We start from the raw sequence: 16,740 nt of genomic DNA on the forward strand, positions 1-16,740 counted from the left end.
CCGGCAAGCCGGCTCCTACGGGGGATCTTCGTCGGGAAAATTTTACGTCGCTGTTCCTTCGCCATTGCTAGTCTGTAATTCCTTGAGACCGCAATGGAGCACCCTCATGGCTATTCAGGCCCTGCGCGCCGACGCATCGCACATCGACCAGATCGCCCCTTTGTTTGACGCCTACCGGATGTTCTACGAGCAGCCGTCGAACCTGGCGCAATCACGCGCCTTTATCGCCGAGCGACTTGCTCGGGACGAGTCGGTGATTTTTCTTGCCCAGGACAGCGACGGTGAAAACCTCGGCTTCGTCCAGCTGTTCCCGACCTTTTCCTCGATCGACGCCCACCGCACCTGGCTGCTCGGTGACCTGTTCACCACGCCCGCCGCCCGGGGCAAAGGCGTCGCTACACTGCTGATGAACACCGCCCGGGATTTTGCGACGCTGGCCGGTGGCAAAGGCATGACCCTGGAAACCGCCACCGACAACCTCACCGCCCAGCGCCTGTATGAATCCCTGGGCTGGGTGCGCGACCCCGGTTACTACACCTACTGCCTGGATCTGAAAAAAAGCTGACTCAGCGATCCTGTCAGCCAAACACTGGCCGCATGAATGAACGCTCGTAGCTGAGGATGAATTTCTTTTCCTCGGCGTACTTGAACGCCGCGATGCACTGCGGATCGTTCATCGACTGCTGCCGGTAATGCTCGTACGCCGCCAGGCTCGGGAAGGTGAACAGCGCCAGGGCGATGTTGTTGGCGCCCTCCGATGGCAAGAAGTAGCCGTGGTGCTGGCCACCGAATTTCTCTACCAGTGGAATCCACAACTTGCCGTAGTGCTCGAAGGCTTCGAGCTGATAGGGGTCGAGTACGTATTTCAGGTAGCAGGTCACCATTGTTTCGTTCCTTGATCGGGATTTGAGGGCAGGTGCCACTGTAATGAACCGTGGGCGCCTGGCACAGCCGCTTGTTCGACATTGACCGGTAAGTTTGCGCCAGATGCACTATTGGTTCAGTCAATAGTCACCATCAAGAATCGCAAGTTCTGTTTTTTGCGCAAAGGCGGAAAATTGCCAGCATTGAACACGCTGCTCAAGGAACCTGCGCGATGAAAATCTTGACCCGACTGGCTGTGATTGCCCTGTTGCTGGGCAGTGTTGCATCCACCGCATCGGCCTACGCCGAGGATGCGCGTGCCTGCCATCTGCCGCCCATCACGGGGAGCCAGGGCGGATTGCAATACGGTCAAACGGTCGGGGTGCTCTACAGCGAAAACACCGTGGAAAACCTGCAATACCTGGAGCAATACCACTCGGTGGCCGTGAATGGCGCGAGGAACGCACTGGATGCGCGGATTCGCCAGGCCTTCGTCGACAGCTCCGATCCGCAGCTGGCCGTCGACTGGCTGATGCGTTCGCTGCACAAGACTTTTTTGTCGGTGACGGTCTACGACAACCTTGATGCCCTGGTGCAGGCTCATCCCGATGTAGTGGTGATGCTCGATACCCACAACCAGTTGCTGACCCAGCGTAACGACCGGGTCGAGGCGCGATTCGCCGCGCGGTTCTACGACGCCAACCTGCAATACATCGGCAAGGCCGAAGGCGCGGTGGAAAAACAACTGCCGTCGGTGTGGGTGCATGACAAGGCCGCGCCGGAAATTGCCGCACAAATCGAACAGCAACGCGACCTGCAACTGACCGCGCTGAAACAGTTCGACGCGTCGTTGAAGGCACTGGTATCCGCCGGATTGACCGCAGCAACTAATTAACAGGCCCGACGTCCACTGGGCGGCGGGCAATTCAACGATTTTTTCCAGGACCTGATTGATGCGCGCTTTTTTAACCCTGACTCTGGCAATCGCCTCGTTGCTGCTGGCCGGTTGTGCCACGCCGAACGACCCGACGATGACCTTGCAGACCAGCAAGTCGCCCGAGGAGTACACCCATTGCGTGGTGCCGAAGTTGCAGCACGATGCACTGGCACCCACGGTGTCGCAGACCCAGCGCAGCTACCGGATCGTCGTCCCGAGCAAAGTGGCGGCGGACAACGTACTGGAAACCTACAAAGCCTCGAATGGCGGCAAGGTCTTCCTGTACGAGCGCAAGCTGCTGGCCTCGGCGTTCGTGCCGTCGACGTTCGAGCGTGCGGCGCAGGAATGTTTGTAAGCCAAATTTCAGGCAAAAAAAAGCTGCCGGGAGAGGCAGCGGAAAGATAAAGCACGCATTGGATGGCTTGAGTATAGCGCCCGGTTCATGACGATTCGATGACGGTTTGATGGCCTTTCATCGGGATGCCGGAAATCCTGCTGCGAGTGATTAATCGTGGCGAGGGGGCTTGCCCCCGTTCGGCTGCGCAGCAGTCGTATTTGCCAGAAGATTGCTGGGGTCGCTTCGCAACCCAACGGGGGCAAGCCCCCTCGCCACAGGTCTTGTGTTGAGTCAGTAAACCTCCGGCACGATGATTTCCTGCGGTACAGGCCCCCGCGAATAGTCTTTCTGACGCTCGCGTTGTGGCAATTCGATCACGGGCAGCTCGACCTCTTCATACGGCATCTGGTCGAGCAGGTGATGAATACAGTTCAGACGAGCCTTCTTCTTGTCGTCAGCCTGCACCACCCACCATGGCGCTTCGGCGATGTGGGTGCGCTCGAGCATGATTTCCTTGGCCTTGGTGTAGGCCTCCCAGCGGCGGCGCGACTCCAGGTCCATGGGGCTGAGTTTCCACTGCTTGAGCGGGTCGTGAATGCGGCTGAGAAAGCGCAGGTTCTGTTCCTGATCGGAAATCGAGAACCAGTACTTGATCAGCTGGATGCCGGAGCGGGCGAGCATGCGCTCGAACGCCGGCACGGTGCGGAAGAATTCTTCGTACTGGTCGTCATTGCAGAACCCCATGACCTTTTCGACCCCGGCGCGGTTGTACCAGCTGCGGTCGAACAGCACGATTTCCCCGGCGGCGGGCAAGTGCGAAACGTAACGCTGGAAATACCACTGCGTGCGCTCACGGTCGTTGGGCGCGGGCAGGGCGGCTACCCGGCAAACCCGGGGATTGAGGCGCTGGGTGATGCGCTTGATCACGCCCCCCTTGCCGGCGGCATCGCGGCCTTCGAACAGAATCACCACCTTGTGCCCGGTTTTCACCACCCAACTCTGCAATTTCACCAGTTCGCCTTGCAGGCGAAACAGTTCGGCGAAGTAGCGGCGCCGGGCTTCTTTCTCGCTGCCATCGTCGATGTGTTCATCGAACAGGGCGTCCAGGTTGTGTCCGTCTTCCGATAATTCCAGTTCCAGCTCTTCGTCACTGATATCGAGCAGCTCGCGGTGGATGCGCTGGATCAAGGTGTCCTGATTGGAAAGCATGGTGAGCACTCGGGTCGTGGGTGGCACAGCCGATCCTAGTCACAGTTTGTTACGAAGTGGTGATGGCCACTGGTGTCATCTGGGTGTCATCGAAGCCATGGCAACATCCTTGCAATCCGTCTTGAGTGCCCGGCGGTCGCCAGTCTGCCGGCAGATGAATGTGCAAGGAACTCCCTATGAAAGACGCCCCGCTGTTTGCCGCCATCGACCTGGGCTCCAATGCGTTTCGCCTGATGATTGGCCAATCGGTGAGGCGCAACCAGCAGATGGTCATCCAGGAAGTGAAAACCCTGCGTGAGCCGGTGCGTCTGGCCGAGGGCCTGCAGGGCGGGGCGCTCGATGAGTTGGCGCTGGACCGTGGCTGGCAGGCGTTGGCGCGGTTCGGCAAGAAACTGCGCGGTTTCGAGGCCGGACGCGTGCGGGCGGTGGCCACCAGTGCCGTGCGTGAAGCAGACAACGCGCCGCTGTTCCTGGCCAGTGCCGAGCGTCACTTGGGTTTTCGCATCGACGTCATTTCCGGTCACGAAGAGGCGCAACTGGTCTACGCCGGTGTGGCCCACACCTTGCCGGCGCAAAGCACGCGGCTGGTGGTGGATATCGGCGGTGGCTCCACGGAAATGATCATCGGCCGTGGCGACCAGTTGCTGGTCACCGAGAGCATTGCCATCGGCAGCGGCACTTTCGGCGCGCATTACTTCCATGGCGGGCGGATCGTGGCCCAAGCGCTGTTGGAGGCCGAGCGCGCGGCCACGGTGCAATTCGAGCGCATTGCCCGCCGTTACCGCGCCATGGGCTGGCAGCAGGCGATCGGTTCTTCCGGGACAGCGCGGATGCTGGCCAAGGTGCTCAAGGCCAACGGCTTGAATGAGGACGGCCTGAGCGGCATCACCTACGGTGGCCTGTTGCGCCTGTCGCTGCGCCTGCTGGAAGTCAAACATGTGAAACATCTCAAGCTGGCGGGGCTGCCCACCCATCGAATGAGCATTTTGCCCGGCGGCCTGGTGGTGATGCTCGCGGCGTTCAAGGTGTTCGGGATCACCCATATGATTGCATCGGAACCGGGTCTGCGGTTTGGCGTGCTGCATGGGTTGATGAGTAAACACTGAAACCCCGCAAGATCATCCAGCAGGCCGGCATTCCCGGGAAACTGTAGGAGCCGGCTTGCCGGCGATGGACTCAAGTGCGCTGCGGTTATCCAGTTCATACGCGTTATCGTTAACGATTATCGCTGGCAAGCCAGCTCCTACAAGGGATTTGGGATCTCCCCGGCCTGCATGTTCCAATACCCGGCATCGCCAGACTGGAAACGGAACATGAAGAACATCGCAGCACTGCCCCTCGCCCTGGCGCTTAGCGCTGGCCTGTTAAGCGCACCCGCCCTGGCTGCAGGCGATGCCCAGGCCGGGGAGAAAGTGTTCAAGCGCCTCTGCAGCGGCTGCCACCAGATCGGCGAATCGGCTCGCGCCTTCTTTGGCCCCCAGCTCAATGGCGTGATCGGCCGCCACTCCGCCGTCACCACGGACTACGTGTATTCCGATGCGATGAAATCCGCCAACCTGGTCTGGGACCGCGAAACCCTGATCGCCTACCTTGAAGCGCCGAAGAAGGTGGTGCCCGGCACCCGCATGATTTTCTGGGGCCTCAGTGACCCGGAAAAAATCGAAGACCTGTTGGCCTATCTGCAAACTTTTCCGGCGCAGTGATCACTCGCTGGCCAGGTTGTCGACCAACCATTCGGTAAAGGCCCGCGCCATCGGGATGTTCTCGCTGTCTCGGTGGGTCAGTAGCGCCCAGTTCGGGCCGCGGATGGTTTGCTCCACCATCGGCTGCAACAGCCCGGTGGTCCGCGCCTGCCGACTCAGCAACTGGCTCACCAGTGCAATGCCGAGCCCGGTGCAGGCCGCGTCGAGCAGCAAACCCGGATCGGAAAAATTCAGCCCCTGATCCATCTGCCCCACATCAATTCCCGATTCCACCGCCCAGTGGCTCCAGTCCATCTCCCGCTCGCCATGCAGGGTGGTGCGCTGTTGCACCGGTACGGCCAGCAGGCTTGGGTGGCACGCAGGGTACAGGCGGTCGGCGTGCAGCACCTTGAAGCTGCATTCGGCCTGGGAACTGATGTCGTCGCGCAGCGCCAGATCAATGGTCTGGCTGGCCATGTCGGGCACTTCATTGGTGCTGAAAATCCACAGATCGACCTGCGGGTGCTGGCGCCGGAAATCCCCCAGACGCGGCAAGAGCCAGTGCCGGGCGAACGCCGGGGTGGTGTTGAGCACCAGTTGATTGGGTTTCTGGTACTGCCCCAGCCGGCGAATGCCCACCGCCAATTGCTGCAACAACGCCTGGGTGGTGCTGAGCAAGTCGTGACCGGCATCGGTCAGGCTGACGCTGCGCCCGCTGCGATAGAACAACGGTTGCTCCAGGTACGCCTCAAGGCTGCGGATCTGCTGGCTGATCGCCGACTGGGTGAGGTGCAGCTCTTCGGCGGCCTTGTGAAAACTGCCCAGCCGGGCGGCGGCTTCGAAGCCGCGCAGGGTGCTCAGGGGCGGCCAGTGTTTGAGCATGTCGATAAGTTCCTCTAATCAGTTGCCTGCAAAATCCATCGTTTGTTTGCCCGTTTTACCAGCCGTAGCATGCATGCCAAGACCGCCAAGGCCGTTTTCATTGAACACAATGACTTAACTCAGAGGTACTTGTCATGCAGCAGAACGCAATTCAAAACAGTGGTTGGATGATGCCGGCCGAGTGGGTCACCCACGCCGCCACCTGGATGGTCTGGCCGCACAACAAGACCCTTTGGGAGTCAGGCTGGCGGGTGACCTTGCCACAGGTTCAAGAGGACTTCGCCCGGGTGGCGAACGCCATCGCGCGCTTCGAACCGGTGAAACTGGTGGTCGATCCTTCAGCCGTCGCCAGCGCCAAGGCGTTGTGCGGGCCGAACATCGAGTTGATCGAACTGGCGGTCAACGACAGTTGGTGCCGTGACTCCGGCCCGAGCTTCGTTTGCCACCCGCAGCAAGGCCTGGCCGGTGTGAGCTGGCGCTTCAATGCCTGGGGTGGCAAGTCGGCCCACGATCTGGACGAAAGCCTGGCCCGCCGCGCGCTCAATCATCTGGGCCTGGAATGTTTCGGTACGGCGCTGAGTAACGAAGGCGGCGCCATTCACGTGGACGGCGAGGGCACCCTGATCACCACCGAGTCGGTGCTGCTCAACCCTAATCGCAACCCAGGCGTGACCAAGGCCGAGATCGAAGAGATCTTCAGCCGCCTGCTGGGCGTGAAGAAAACCATCTGGCTGCCGGGCGATCCGGACTACGTGACCGGCGACATGACCGACGGCCATGTCGATGGCGTGTGTGCCTTTGCCCGTCCCGGCGTGTTGCTGGTGGATGCCACCCACGACAAGCAATCGGTGTACGCCGAAGTGGCCCGGGAGAACCGTCGCGCCCTGGAACTGGCCACCGACGCCCAGGGCCGCAAGTTCGAGCTGATCGAACTCTATGAAGCCTCCGATGCGGTGGACACCGAGGCCGAAGTGTTCTGCGCCTCCTACACCAATTTCTACATCGCCAACGGCGCGATCATCATGCCGGCCTATGGCATCGATGCCGATCACGTTGCTGCCCAAGTATTGGCGCAGGCATTCCCCGGACGCGAAGTAGTGCCGGTGCGGATCAACCATCTGGCCCATGGCGGCGGCGGTGTGCATTGCATCACCCAGCAACAGCCGGCCTGGCCGGTGCGGGGTTGAAGCCATGACCTTACTCACCATCGCCACCACCCAGATGCCCTGCACCTGGGACCTGAAACACAACCTCGACCAGGCCGAGCAACTGGTCCGCGAGGCCGCGGCCAAGGGCGCGCAGGTGATCCTGTTGCAGGAACTGTTCGCCACGCCGTATTTCTGCATCGAGCAACACCACAAACACCTGGCACTGGCCGAGGAGTATCGCGACAGCCACGTGCTCCAGCGCTTCGCAGCGTTGGCTAAAGAACTCGGCGTGGTGCTGCCGCTGAGCTGGTACGAGAAAGCCGGCAACGCCTACTTCAATTCGTTGAGCGTGGCCGACGCCGACGGGCGTCTGTTGGGTGTGTACCGCAAGACCCACATCCCCAACGCCATCGGCTATCAGGAGAAGGAATACTTCAGCCCCGGCGACAGCGGTTTCCGGGTCTGGGACACCGCGTTCGGGCGCATCGGCCTGGGTATCTGCTGGGACCAGTGGTTCCCGGAAACCGCGCGCTGCCTGGCCTTGATGGGCGCCGAAGTGCTGCTGTTCCCGACCGCCATCGGCTCGGAGCCCGGCTGCGCCACGCTCGATTCCCGCGATCACTGGCAGATGACCATGCGCGGCCACGCCGCTGCCAACCTGCTGCCGGTGGTCGCGGCCAACCGTGTCGGTCGGGAAGCGGCGACCACCGACCCGGCCTTGCAAATGAACTTCTACGGCTCATCGTTCATCTGCAACCACAAGGGCAAATTGCTTGCCGAAGCCGACCGCGACAGCACTGGCGTGCTGGTGCACAGCCTGGACCTGGCGGCCATGCGCGAAGACCGCCTGACCTGGGGCATCTACCGCGACCGCCGTCCGGACATGTACGGCGCCTTGCTGACCCAGGACGGTCGCCAGATCCACTCACGCTGGGCAACCCAAGGGGTGTGACATGAACACGATCAACACGCTGTGCCTGGCCATGGGGCTGGCGCTGAGCTGTGCGGTACCGGCGTTGCACGCCGAGGAGAAAACCCTGCGCCTGTACAACTGGGCCGATTATTTTGCCGAGGACACCCTCAGCAAATTCACCGCCGAAACCGGGATCAAGGTGATCTACGACGTCATGGACGGCAGTGAAACCCTGGAAGCCAAGATGCTCGCCGGTGGCAGCGGCTACGACCTGATCTTCCCCGGTGACACCGTGGCCGAACGCCTGATGCGCGCCGGCAGCCTGCAGCCGCTGGATCAGTCCAGAATCACCGCTCTGGCCGACGTCGAGCCCGGATTACAGAAGCTGCGCTCGAACTATGAACATTCGAGCAAAGCCACCGTGCCGTACACCTGGGGCACCATCGGCCTGACCTACAACGTCGAGCAGGTCGCCCAGCGTGCGCCGGACGCGCCGGTCAACAGCCTGGACATGCTGTTCAAACCGGAACTGGCGGCGAAGTTTGCTGACTGCGGCATCTCGATGATCGACTCGCCGGACGAAGTGCTGGCGGTGGTGCTCAACTACCTCGGCCGCGATCCGCGCAGCGCCAAAACGGCGGACCTGGCGGCGGCCAGTGAGTTGCTGATGAAGGCACGGCCATACATCCGCAAGTTCCAGTCGCAACCGGTGACCGACCTGGTCAACGGCAACCTGTGCATGTCCCTGGGCTACAGCGGCGACATGACCCAGGCGCAGCGCACGTCTGACAGCGCCGGCAAGAAAACCACCTTCCATTACCGCATCCCCCGTGAAGGCACCACGGTGTGGATGGACACCATGGCCATTCCCGTCGACGCCCGGCACCCGGAATACGCCTACGCTTTCATCAACTTCGTCATGCGCCCACAAAACATGGCGGCCATCAGCAACTTCACTGGCTATCCGACTTCCAACGCCAAGGCGCGGCCGGACGTCGATGGGGCGATGCGCAACAACCCGGACATCTACCTCGATGAAGCCACCTACGCGCGGCTGATTCCCGGCAAGGACATTCCCCAGGCCGACATGCGGGCACGCATGCGCACCTGGACCAAGTTCAAGACCGCTACGGTCAAATGATCACCGGTCGGCCCGAGGGCCGGCCAAACCCCGGTTTTCAGGAAAACACATGCCGACACGTCGAACATTCATCAAACAGGTATCCGTCGTCGCCGGATTGGGCGCGGTGGCGTCCATGGGATTGGGCCTCGGGTCCATGCCGGCGCGAGCGGCGGGCAAAGGCTGGTACATGCCCGATGAAGGGGACAAACACCAGCGGGCCTTCATCGCCTTTGGGGCGCAGGACGCGATCTGGGAAGATTTCACGCCCCATGTGCAAGACGCCCTTGGCTTGATCGCCCGTACCATCGCCGAATACGAGCCGGTCACCGTGTTCTGTCGCCAGAGCGAACGGCGCCTGGCCGAAGCCAAATGCGGCAGCCGCAACACCACCTTCGTGATCGCCGAGCTGGACGACATCTGGATGCGCGACATCGGCGCCAATTTTGTCGTCGACGGCAGCGGCGGCCTCGGCGCCGTGGACTTCAACTTCAACGGCTGGGGCAACAAACAGCGGCATGCAGACGATGCGCAACTGGCCGCCCAGGTCGCGGAAAACGCCAAGGCGGATTACCTGCGCAGCGAGCTGGTGGGCGAGGGCGGAGGCATCGAAGTGGATGGCCACGGCACCGGGATCATGACTGAAAGCAGCTGGATCAACCGCAACCGCAACCCGGACTGGAGCAAGGCCGATTTCGAAGCAGAGCTGAAAGAACGGCTGGGCCTGCGCAAAATCATCTGGCTGCCGGGCATCAAGGGCAGGGACATCACCGACGCCCATGTCGATTTTTATGCGCGCTTCGTCAAGCCCGGCGTGGTCATCGCCAACCTCGACAACGACCCCGAGTCCTACGACTACAAGGTCACTCGCGCCCACCTGCAGATCTTGGAAAACGCCACCGATGCCGATGGCCGCAAGTTGCAGGTGCATACCCTGTCGCCGCCGCCCAACCCGCGCAACAGCCGGTTCAGCAAGGACAACCCGGACTTCGCCGCCGGCTACATCAACTACTTCGTGATCAATGGCGCGATCATCGCACCGCAGTTCGGCGACAAGGAAGCGGATGCCAAGGCCTTCGACCTACTGTCCGAGCTCTACCCGGACCGCGAAGTGGTGCAACTCAACATCGACGCGATCTCCGCGGGCGGGGGCGGGATTCACTGCGTGACCAGTCATCAGCCGAGGGTGTGAACCTGTAGGAGCGAGCTTGCTCGCGATGGACTTAAGAGCGCCGCGGTTATCCAGATACCCCGCGTATTCGTTAACGACCATCGCGAGCAGGCTCGCTCCTACAGGGTGGGCAGGACGTCAGGCTTTGCTAGCCTTCAGGTAAGCACCGAGACGCCGGCCCATTTCCTCACCCAACGCCTGCAAGCCACTGAGCGGGCGCACCATCACTTCAAACTCGACAATCTTGCCCTGTTCGTTGAAGCGGATCATGTCGATGCCCTTGAGCTCTTTCTCGCCAACTTTGGCGCTGAATTCGAGAATCACGCTCAAGCCATCGGCCGTCGCCAGTTCACGGTGATAGGCAAAATCCTCGAACACGCTCACAACCGTGTTGAGGATCATCGACACCACCGGCGCCCCCGGATACGGCGTGTGCGCCATCGGCGAACGGAACACGGCCTGCGGGTCGAGCATTTCGGGCAGGCCGCTCAAGTCGCGGTTGTCGATCATCGCGTGCCACTGCTTCAGGGACGCTGCGACATTGGGGTTCAGGTTCAGCTCAGACATCTTCAACTCCTGTTTTTATTGTTGTGGTGCGAAAGCGTTGGTCGATGACCCTGGCGGCATCGTCGGCCCATTGACGGTAAAGCATCGGCCCCGGGTGAAAACCATCGCTGGCCATCAGGCCCGGTTCGGGCGCCAGCGGGGTGATCAGCATCGTACATTGATCCACACGATCTGCCAGATCCGCCAAATGTGCGTTGAAACGACGCGCCCTGAAACCCAGAAACCAGCGCAGCGGCTGCGGCAGGGCGGGGAACAGGTGCATGGGCGGAAGCGGCGACACCACAATCTGCCTCACCGCGAACTTGTCGCACATCAGCGCCATCAAACGCCGTTGCCGAGCGAGCCAGTGATCAAGTGCCAATGTGCTGGTGACATCGTTGACGCCGATGGACAGCAGCGCCACATCGAACCGCTCCGGGCCGTGCTGTTCGAGCAGCTCCAGCAGCCCTTGCGAATCCAGACCTGAGCGCGCCCAGAGTTTCCACCTCACCCGATAATCCTCGGCCAAACGCTCGACCAGCCGACCGCTGAGCGCTTCACCTTGAGTCGCAGCACCCACACCTGCAGCGGCGCTGTCGCCGACAATCAACAAGCGCAGAACCTCGCCGCTGCCGACCTCGCCCTGGCGTTCACCTTCGGCCTCCGGCAATTTCGGCGTCACCCGCCGCGTGTACAGGCCCTGCACAAGCAGCAACGGCCCGAGCAGTATTTTGGCGAGGGTTTCAGTGTGGCTCATGCATGGGGGCCTGAGACAGGAATGGATTAGCCGGCGAGCTCATCATCAAAAATACTCTCAATGGGCAGTTCAAATGCCCGGGCAATCTGGAATGCCAAGGGCAGGCTGGGATCATAGCGGCCATTTTCGATGGCATTGATGGTCTGCCGCGAAACATTCAATAACGCTGCCAGATCCACCTGCGACCACTTGCGTTCGGCGCGCAGTTCCTTGAGACGGTTTTTCATTGATAGCGCCGTTTGGCAAGCCTGAGCCCAATCATCCACATCAGGCCCATCACGGGCCACACACAGACCCAGGACACGTGTGGAAAACCGACATTCTCCAGAAAGCCATAAGTGAAGGTCAGCAATGCCGAAGCGGCAAAGGCAAAACCAAGCGCTTCGTACTGAATACGCAAATGCATTTCGTCCAGCGTGCGCATATTGCGCACCACCGCCCAACACATCAGCCCCGCAGGAATCACAGGCAGCAGTGTGATGATGATCTTCAGCGCCATGGCCATCTCTTGCTGATCCTTGAGCAGGATGACCGACAAGATCAGCAGTACCGAGTACAGCGCCGCTGCGGCGCCCATTTCCATGTAATAGCGTTTCATTGCTTTTCCTTGATGTAAAAGACCCTTTACATGCTCGTCCGTAACTTCACGAATGTAAAGGGTGTTTTACGTCGCGGTCAGCCGACTGTCTCCGGTTGTCGCGCAGGCGGAGCCTCTTGTGTACGCAACTGATGGCTCATGTCGTTGCAGTTGCGCGACCAGTCCGTCAGCCATGCCGGCATCGACGGTGATTGCTCTGGCAAACCCAGTTCCAGCGCGAATTCACCGGGTGCCACCGTGCCTCTGCCCGCGCGGAACAGACCGCGCATCACCACCACGCCGACCACCCGGCCCTTGCTCACGAAACGGTGCTCCATAAAGGTCCATTTGTTGTCCCAGCCAAGCATGCGGGTATGTATTTCAAAGGCTTCGAACAGGCGCAACTCTCGGCGGAACTTGCCCCAGGTATCGCCGACAATCGGCACGGCCTTATGACGAAGCGCCACGCGAAAGGCACCGCTGCGCAGTACGTAATCCATTCGCCCGATGTCTGCCAGCGTGAAATAGCGACCGTTGGTGACGTGCCGGTTGAGGTCCAGATCCAGCGGCCACACGCGCATGCGCACAACGGTGGTCGCCGAGGCGTCCACGGGTTTGCGCCACGGGCGACGCAACAGCATAAGGAAAAGTCGAAACCAGAGATTCATAAATGCGCCACTGTTGGATTGATGGCTGCACTTTAGGCCGTGGAAATCGGCTAAGGTAGGTGCGCAAATGACATTTTACATGCGGAAAGTGCAATGGAGTCGCTATGCACATCACCTTGTTACTGGCTGATCAATGCTCCGCCGCCAGCGCAACCATGGCCCTGGAAGTACTCAGTGCCGCCAATCTGTTCGCCGATAGCGACCCACCACCGTTCAGGGTGGTCAGCGCTTCGCTCGATGGCGCCGATGTCGCCGCCTGGGGCGGGCAGCGCTTGCATGTGAACCATTCCACTGGCGAGATCCCGCTAACCGATCTGGTCCTGATCCCGGGATTCCTCTTCACCCTCAAGGACGCCTTGCCGGCCTTTTGCGCCTATGGGCCGTGGCTGCGTGAGCAGCACGCCCAAGGTGCGGTGGTGGCTTCCATGTGCACGGCGGCGTTTATGTTGGGTGAGGCCGGGCTATTGAACGGCACTCGTGCGACCACGCACTGGGCTTTTGCCGAGTTTTTCCGTCGCCGCTATACCGAAGCGTTGCTGGACGAAGGGCAAATCATCTGCGAGGACAATCGCGTGGTCACCAGCGGCGGCGCGAGTGCGGCCATGGACCTGTTGCTGCACCTGGTGCGTCGCTTTGCGTCTCTGGAACTGGCGCAAAAGTGTGGCAAGTACCTGTTGGTCGATTCGGTGCGCAGCGAGCAGTCGGTGTATGTGATGTGGTCAATGCCCAAGAGCCACGGTGATGGCGACATCCTGCGGGTGCAAAACTGGCTGGAAGAACGCTTCGATCAGCCGTTGTTGATCGATGATGTGGCCCAGCAATTCGGCTTCGGCGTGCGCAACTTCAAGCGACGTTTCAAGGACGCCACCGGCTACACGCCGATTACCTACCTGCAGACCTTGCGTCTGGAAAAGGCCAAACAGTTGCTTGAGTCCACACGCATGACGCTGGACAGCATCACCTATGCCGTGGGCTACGAGGATGGCAACTCGTTTCGCAGGCTGTTTCAACAACGCGTCGGGCTACTGCCGGCGGCTTACCGCAAGCGGTTTCAAGCGGCGGCGAACTGACGTGCAAAGAGCGTCCATGAAAGCCCGGCTGATTGGGCCGGGCTCTTCGTCTGGATCACTGCACTGTCACCGCCCCACAACACACAACTCACCCGTCGCACGAATCATCGCCTGTCCATGCAGATAATCCTTGATCAACGCAGAGCGTTCGGTGGCCAGCCATTGCGGGCAGTTCGGGTCTTTACGGTAGGGCAGGAACGCGGCGTATTGCTTGAGCAACAGGTTTTGCAGCTTGTCGAGCTTCGGCCGGATGTCGTTATTGAGGTCCGGCCGTGGTGTGTCCGGTGCCTTGTGCGCCGCTTGCCATTGCGCGAGCCGGCCGTATTGCACCAGTTTGCTGGCTTCGATCTGGGCGGCGATCAGGCCGGCAACGTCGTCGGGGTCGAGCTTGCGCTGGGTGGCTTGCGCGCGGGCATTGGCAATGACTTGCGCTTCCCGGGCGTTGTCCTGGATCGGTTTGCCGCTGTCCCACTTGGTCAGCGCCACCAGCTCACTGATGTACAACCGCTCATTCATCGTTGCCAGCAGCGGTTGCAAGGCATCGGGCGCCGGGGGCGTGGTGTTGGCCTGGGCGCCGCCAGCGAGCAAACCGAACAGGGTGCAGGCCAGCCAGTGCGGCAGGCGTGGGGAACGGGGCATGGACGGAGTCTCCTTGGACGCAGCAATCACTCCGGCCTGTGTATCACAAGTGCGACCAGGGAACGATAGGTTGCGAAGGATTCAGGCGAGCAGACGTTCAATCTGCGCCAGTTCCCAGGTGCTGAGCAAACTCACCGGGTCGGTACCGAAGCGCTGCCCGTTGTCGAACGCATATTCGCGGCCATCGGGGCATTGGCCGTGCAGGCAGTGGCGCAAGTGGCCGGCGTCGACGTCGAGCGTCAGGCGCCAGCCGTCGATGTCGACCTGTACATGGCCAGACTCGCAGGCGGCGTCGACTCGCTTGAAGGTGCGAATGCCCTGGGCGGTGTCGCGCAACTGCTGGTAAACCTCGCGGGCGGTGAGGGCGGGCACAGGTGTCTCCGGGGTGGAATCGGGGAGGCACAGGATAGATCATCAGCCTGCAAAAAGGCCCGGACTCTGTAGGAGCGAGCTTGCTCCGGGCGGCGTTCCGACGATGGACTTCAGAACACCGCGCTCATCCAGCGAAGGCGCGTTATCGTTAACGACCATCGCGAGCAGGCTCGCTCCTACAGGGTACTCATTGCTTGCTCTATTTTCGGTTCAACGCCGCCTCCGCCGCGGCGATTTCAGCCTGGCGCCTGACGATCATGTCGCCCACCGGTGGCCCCTGGAAGCGTCGCGCTTCAAAGCCGAACCAGACGATGGCCGTTAGCACCAGAAAGCCGATGGTGATGTACAGCGCCCAATCGTTCGGTGGCTGGATGCCGATGACGAAAATGATGATCATCGACAGGATCGAGAGGATGGCGAACACCGAGTACCAGAAACGTCCCATGTTCCACGGACCCATGGTCGGCCACTTCGACGTGCCGTAGGTAAACAGGCCGAGCACGATGGGGATGGCGAAGGAGAAGAACAGGAAGATCACCGTGCAGGACACCACGATCGTGTAGACCGGCGTTGCTCCGACCGAGATCACCGACGAGCCCCAGTCGAACAGGACGGCAAGGGTGGCACCGGTCCAGATGGCCGCCACCGGGCTGCGAAAGGTCGGCGAGACGGAGGCCAGGGCTTTGGAGCAGGGCAGGCCACCGTCCCGGGAGAACGCGAAGATCATCCGCGATACCGAGGTGACCGTGGCCAGCCCGCAGAGTACCTGCGAGATGAAAATAGCCACGTAGAGCACCAGCTTCAAGGTCGGGTTGACCTGGGTGTTCATGGCCCAGAAAAACACGTTCCAGCCTTGCTTGGCCGCCTCGTCCATGTTCGGCAGCATCAGCACGAACGCGCTGAGCATCAGCCAGCCGAACAGCAGCGACCAGACCACCGACATGACCATGCCGCGCGGCACCGACATGGCCGCGTTGCGGGTTTCTTCGGAGGTATGCGCGGAGGCGTCATAGCCGGTGATGGTGTAGATCGGCAACAGCAGGCCGAGCATGAAAATCCAGCCGTTGGAGACCTGCGGCCAGACGCCGCCACCCGCCTCGCCGGAGTAGTTGCCGAATGTCCACAACCGCGCGAACTCATAGCTGGGTGCCGAGACCAGGCAGACGATGGTCAGCGCCAGCGCCGTGGCGAAGATCAGGTAACCGGAGAAGTCGGTGAGCTTTGCCGTCAGGCCGATACCCAAGTGGTTGCACAAGGCCTGCAGGCCGGTGAGGATCGCCAGGAAAATCACCCGGACCGTGGTCGTGTCCTCCATGCCCAGTGCCGGTCCAAAGGCGCCGAAAAAGAAGTAATAGGTACCGACGTTGATCGCGCCAAGCACCGTGACCAGCCCCAGCAGGTTGAACCACGCGGTCAGCCAACCAGTGAAGCGGTTACCCAGGATCGAGCCCCAGTGGTACAGGCCGCCAGCGGTGGGGTAGGCCGAGGAAATCTGCGCCATGGCCATGGCGAACACCCCGGAGATCAGGCAGCCGATCGGCCAGCCGATGCCGATGGATGCACCCCCCGCGCCCGAGGTGCCCTGGGCCAGCGAGTTGATGCCACCCGAGAGGATGCAGATGATCGAAAAGGAAATGGCGAAGTTGGAAAAAACCCCCATTCGTCGTGAGAGTTGCTGGGCATAGCCCATGCTGTGCAGCACCTTGACGTCATCGTCGTGCGCGTCGGTGCCCGACTGGCTTGCTGGGTTCATCATGTGTGCCCCTTTTCAGGTTTTGGACAGGCCGAACTAAGCCGCCGTAGGCTCGACCTTGGTTTTCTGTAGGAGCGAGCAGGCTCGCGATGGAC

Annotated in this window: 21 protein-coding genes; 10 read left to right on the forward strand and 11 right to left on the reverse strand. The window is 61.2% G+C overall.

Annotated elements, in window-relative coordinates; all coding sequences use genetic code 11:
* Window positions 1–106 precede the first annotated feature (106 nt).
* Window positions 107–565, forward strand: a complete 459-nt coding sequence (locus tag B0D71_RS15470) for a GNAT family N-acetyltransferase (RefSeq protein WP_103395531.1) — start codon at window positions 107–109, stop codon at window positions 563–565.
* 13 nt (window positions 566–578) lie between these two features.
* Here B0D71_RS15470 and B0D71_RS15475 read toward each other — a convergent pair whose 3' ends face one another.
* On the reverse strand, window positions 579–884 hold the full coding sequence (locus B0D71_RS15475) for an NIPSNAP family protein (protein WP_103395532.1): 306 nt from the start codon (window positions 882–884) through the stop codon (window positions 579–581).
* Between the two features lie 212 nt (window positions 885–1,096).
* Here B0D71_RS15475 and B0D71_RS15480 point away from each other — a divergent pair, with 212 nt between their 5' ends.
* On the forward strand, window positions 1,097–1,759 hold the full coding sequence (locus tag B0D71_RS15480; RefSeq protein ID WP_103395533.1) for an ATPase: 663 nt from the start codon (window positions 1,097–1,099) through the stop codon (window positions 1,757–1,759).
* Between the two features lie 58 nt (window positions 1,760–1,817).
* The gene (locus B0D71_RS15485) at window positions 1,818–2,156 is read left to right on the forward strand and encodes a hypothetical protein (RefSeq protein WP_103395534.1); all 339 of its coding nucleotides are present in this window, start codon (window positions 1,818–1,820) and stop codon (window positions 2,154–2,156) included.
* 273 nt (window positions 2,157–2,429) lie between these two features.
* Here the strand turns inward: B0D71_RS15485 and ppk2 are convergent, their stop codons facing one another.
* Complete coding sequence (gene ppk2 / locus B0D71_RS15490; RefSeq protein WP_103395535.1) at window positions 2,430–3,347, reverse strand: polyphosphate kinase 2; 918 nt, start codon at window positions 3,345–3,347, stop codon at window positions 2,430–2,432.
* 176 nt (window positions 3,348–3,523) lie between these two features.
* Between ppk2 and B0D71_RS15495 the strand changes: the two genes are divergently transcribed.
* A complete protein-coding gene (locus B0D71_RS15495) occupies window positions 3,524–4,453 on the forward strand; it encodes a Ppx/GppA family phosphatase (RefSeq protein ID WP_103395536.1) in 930 nt (309 codons plus the stop codon).
* A gap of 207 nt (window positions 4,454–4,660) precedes the next feature.
* A complete protein-coding gene (locus B0D71_RS15500; RefSeq protein WP_103395537.1) occupies window positions 4,661–5,050 on the forward strand; it encodes a c-type cytochrome in 390 nt (129 codons plus the stop codon).
* On the opposite strand, the gene B0D71_RS15505 is transcribed toward B0D71_RS15500, so the two are convergent.
* Window positions 5,051–5,911 (reverse strand): LysR substrate-binding domain-containing protein, encoded by an 861-nt coding sequence (locus B0D71_RS15505; RefSeq protein ID WP_103395538.1) that lies wholly within the window; start codon window positions 5,909–5,911, stop codon window positions 5,051–5,053.
* Between the two features lie 134 nt (window positions 5,912–6,045).
* On the opposite strand from B0D71_RS15505, the gene B0D71_RS15510 reads away from it, so the two are divergent.
* From B0D71_RS15510 to B0D71_RS15525, 4 genes are read left to right on the forward strand one after another with little or no spacing between them, the layout of a single operon-like run.
* A complete protein-coding gene (locus B0D71_RS15510) occupies window positions 6,046–7,098 on the forward strand; it encodes an agmatine deiminase family protein (protein WP_103395539.1) in 1,053 nt (350 codons plus the stop codon).
* 4 nt (window positions 7,099–7,102) lie between these two features.
* Complete coding sequence (aguB, locus tag B0D71_RS15515) at window positions 7,103–8,011, forward strand: N-carbamoylputrescine amidase (RefSeq protein WP_103395540.1); 909 nt, start codon at window positions 7,103–7,105, stop codon at window positions 8,009–8,011.
* Window position 8,012: 1 nt separating this feature from the next.
* Window positions 8,013–9,113 (forward strand): extracellular solute-binding protein, encoded by a 1,101-nt coding sequence (locus B0D71_RS15520; RefSeq protein ID WP_103395541.1) that lies wholly within the window; start codon window positions 8,013–8,015, stop codon window positions 9,111–9,113.
* 49 nt (window positions 9,114–9,162) lie between these two features.
* On the forward strand, window positions 9,163–10,284 hold the full coding sequence (locus tag B0D71_RS15525; protein ID WP_103395542.1) for an agmatine deiminase family protein: 1,122 nt from the start codon (window positions 9,163–9,165) through the stop codon (window positions 10,282–10,284).
* A 117-nt stretch (window positions 10,285–10,401) separates the two neighbouring features.
* Here B0D71_RS15525 and B0D71_RS15530 read toward each other — a convergent pair whose 3' ends face one another.
* From B0D71_RS15530 to B0D71_RS15550, 5 genes are all read right to left on the reverse strand, one after another.
* A complete protein-coding gene (locus tag B0D71_RS15530; RefSeq protein ID WP_103395543.1) occupies window positions 10,402–10,830 on the reverse strand; it encodes a nuclear transport factor 2 family protein in 429 nt (142 codons plus the stop codon).
* The gene (locus tag B0D71_RS15535) at window positions 10,823–11,566 is read right to left on the reverse strand and encodes an SGNH/GDSL hydrolase family protein (protein WP_103395544.1); all 744 of its coding nucleotides are present in this window, start codon (window positions 11,564–11,566) and stop codon (window positions 10,823–10,825) included. Before B0D71_RS15535 ends, B0D71_RS15530 begins: the two co-directional genes overlap by 8 nt.
* A 26-nt stretch (window positions 11,567–11,592) precedes the next feature.
* Window positions 11,593–11,793, reverse strand: coding sequence for a helix-turn-helix transcriptional regulator (locus tag B0D71_RS15540; RefSeq protein WP_103395545.1), 201 nt, complete (start codon window positions 11,791–11,793; stop codon window positions 11,593–11,595).
* On the reverse strand, window positions 11,790–12,164 hold the full coding sequence (locus B0D71_RS15545) for a hypothetical protein (protein ID WP_103395546.1): 375 nt from the start codon (window positions 12,162–12,164) through the stop codon (window positions 11,790–11,792). Before B0D71_RS15545 ends, B0D71_RS15540 begins: the two co-directional genes overlap by 4 nt.
* A 77-nt stretch (window positions 12,165–12,241) precedes the next feature.
* On the reverse strand, window positions 12,242–12,811 hold the full coding sequence (locus tag B0D71_RS15550) for an acyl-CoA thioesterase (RefSeq protein WP_103395547.1): 570 nt from the start codon (window positions 12,809–12,811) through the stop codon (window positions 12,242–12,244).
* A 104-nt stretch (window positions 12,812–12,915) separates the two neighbouring features.
* On the opposite strand from B0D71_RS15550, the gene B0D71_RS15555 reads away from it, so the two are divergent.
* Window positions 12,916–13,881, forward strand: a complete 966-nt coding sequence (locus tag B0D71_RS15555; protein ID WP_103395548.1) for a GlxA family transcriptional regulator — start codon at window positions 12,916–12,918, stop codon at window positions 13,879–13,881.
* Window positions 13,882–13,947: 66 nt separating this feature from the next.
* On the opposite strand, the gene B0D71_RS15560 is transcribed toward B0D71_RS15555, so the two are convergent.
* The 3 genes from B0D71_RS15560 to B0D71_RS15570 all read right to left on the reverse strand — a co-directional run bounded on the left by B0D71_RS15560 (window position 13,948) and on the right by B0D71_RS15570 (window position 16,645).
* Window positions 13,948–14,520: a chorismate mutase gene (locus tag B0D71_RS15560; protein WP_103395549.1), complete on the reverse strand. Its 573-nt coding sequence runs from the start codon at window positions 14,518–14,520 to the stop codon at window positions 13,948–13,950.
* An 81-nt stretch (window positions 14,521–14,601) separates the two neighbouring features.
* Window positions 14,602–14,892 (reverse strand): DUF7693 family protein, encoded by a 291-nt coding sequence (locus B0D71_RS15565; protein WP_103395550.1) that lies wholly within the window; start codon window positions 14,890–14,892, stop codon window positions 14,602–14,604.
* Window positions 14,893–15,091: 199 nt separating this feature from the next.
* Complete coding sequence (locus tag B0D71_RS15570; protein ID WP_103395551.1) at window positions 15,092–16,645, reverse strand: amino acid permease; 1,554 nt, start codon at window positions 16,643–16,645, stop codon at window positions 15,092–15,094.
* Window positions 16,646–16,740: the final 95 nt, after the last annotated feature.

This window comes from Pseudomonas laurylsulfativorans, from assembly GCF_002906155.1.
In the GTDB taxonomy this organism is placed as follows: domain Bacteria; phylum Pseudomonadota; class Gammaproteobacteria; order Pseudomonadales; family Pseudomonadaceae; genus Aquipseudomonas; species Aquipseudomonas laurylsulfativorans.

Bases quoted from the DNA above. Each gene is read 5' to 3' on its own strand.
- B0D71_RS15485 (WP_103395534.1), top strand. From the start codon at position 1,818: ATGCGCGCTTTTTTAACCCTGACTCTGGCAATCGCCTCGTTGCTGCTG.
- B0D71_RS15525 (WP_103395542.1), top strand. From the start codon at position 9,163: ATGCCGACACGTCGAACATTCATCAAACAGGTATCCGTCGTCGCCGGA.
- B0D71_RS15570 (WP_103395551.1), bottom strand. From the start codon at position 16,645: ATGAACCCAGCAAGCCAGTCGGGCACCGACGCGCACGACGATGACGTC.
- B0D71_RS15520 (WP_103395541.1), top strand. From the start codon at position 8,013: ATGAACACGATCAACACGCTGTGCCTGGCCATGGGGCTGGCGCTGAGC.
- ppk2 (WP_103395535.1), bottom strand. From the start codon at position 3,347: ATGCTTTCCAATCAGGACACCTTGATCCAGCGCATCCACCGCGAGCTG.
- B0D71_RS15540 (WP_103395545.1), bottom strand. From the start codon at position 11,793: ATGAAAAACCGTCTCAAGGAACTGCGCGCCGAACGCAAGTGGTCGCAG.
- B0D71_RS15545 (WP_103395546.1), bottom strand. From the start codon at position 12,164: ATGAAACGCTATTACATGGAAATGGGCGCCGCAGCGGCGCTGTACTCG.
- B0D71_RS15500 (WP_103395537.1), top strand. From the start codon at position 4,661: ATGAAGAACATCGCAGCACTGCCCCTCGCCCTGGCGCTTAGCGCTGGC.
- B0D71_RS15550 (WP_103395547.1), bottom strand. From the start codon at position 12,811: ATGAATCTCTGGTTTCGACTTTTCCTTATGCTGTTGCGTCGCCCGTGG.
- B0D71_RS15475 (WP_103395532.1), bottom strand. From the start codon at position 884: ATGGTGACCTGCTACCTGAAATACGTACTCGACCCCTATCAGCTCGAA.
- B0D71_RS15495 (WP_103395536.1), top strand. From the start codon at position 3,524: ATGAAAGACGCCCCGCTGTTTGCCGCCATCGACCTGGGCTCCAATGCG.
- B0D71_RS15535 (WP_103395544.1), bottom strand. From the start codon at position 11,566: ATGAGCCACACTGAAACCCTCGCCAAAATACTGCTCGGGCCGTTGCTG.
- B0D71_RS15470 (WP_103395531.1), top strand. From the start codon at position 107: ATGGCTATTCAGGCCCTGCGCGCCGACGCATCGCACATCGACCAGATC.
- B0D71_RS15480 (WP_103395533.1), top strand. From the start codon at position 1,097: ATGAAAATCTTGACCCGACTGGCTGTGATTGCCCTGTTGCTGGGCAGT.
- B0D71_RS15530 (WP_103395543.1), bottom strand. From the start codon at position 10,830: ATGTCTGAGCTGAACCTGAACCCCAATGTCGCAGCGTCCCTGAAGCAG.
- B0D71_RS15505 (WP_103395538.1), bottom strand. From the start codon at position 5,911: ATGCTCAAACACTGGCCGCCCCTGAGCACCCTGCGCGGCTTCGAAGCC.
- B0D71_RS15510 (WP_103395539.1), top strand. From the start codon at position 6,046: ATGCAGCAGAACGCAATTCAAAACAGTGGTTGGATGATGCCGGCCGAG.
- B0D71_RS15555 (WP_103395548.1), top strand. From the start codon at position 12,916: ATGCACATCACCTTGTTACTGGCTGATCAATGCTCCGCCGCCAGCGCA.
- aguB (WP_103395540.1), top strand. From the start codon at position 7,103: ATGACCTTACTCACCATCGCCACCACCCAGATGCCCTGCACCTGGGAC.
- B0D71_RS15560 (WP_103395549.1), bottom strand. From the start codon at position 14,520: ATGCCCCGTTCCCCACGCCTGCCGCACTGGCTGGCCTGCACCCTGTTC.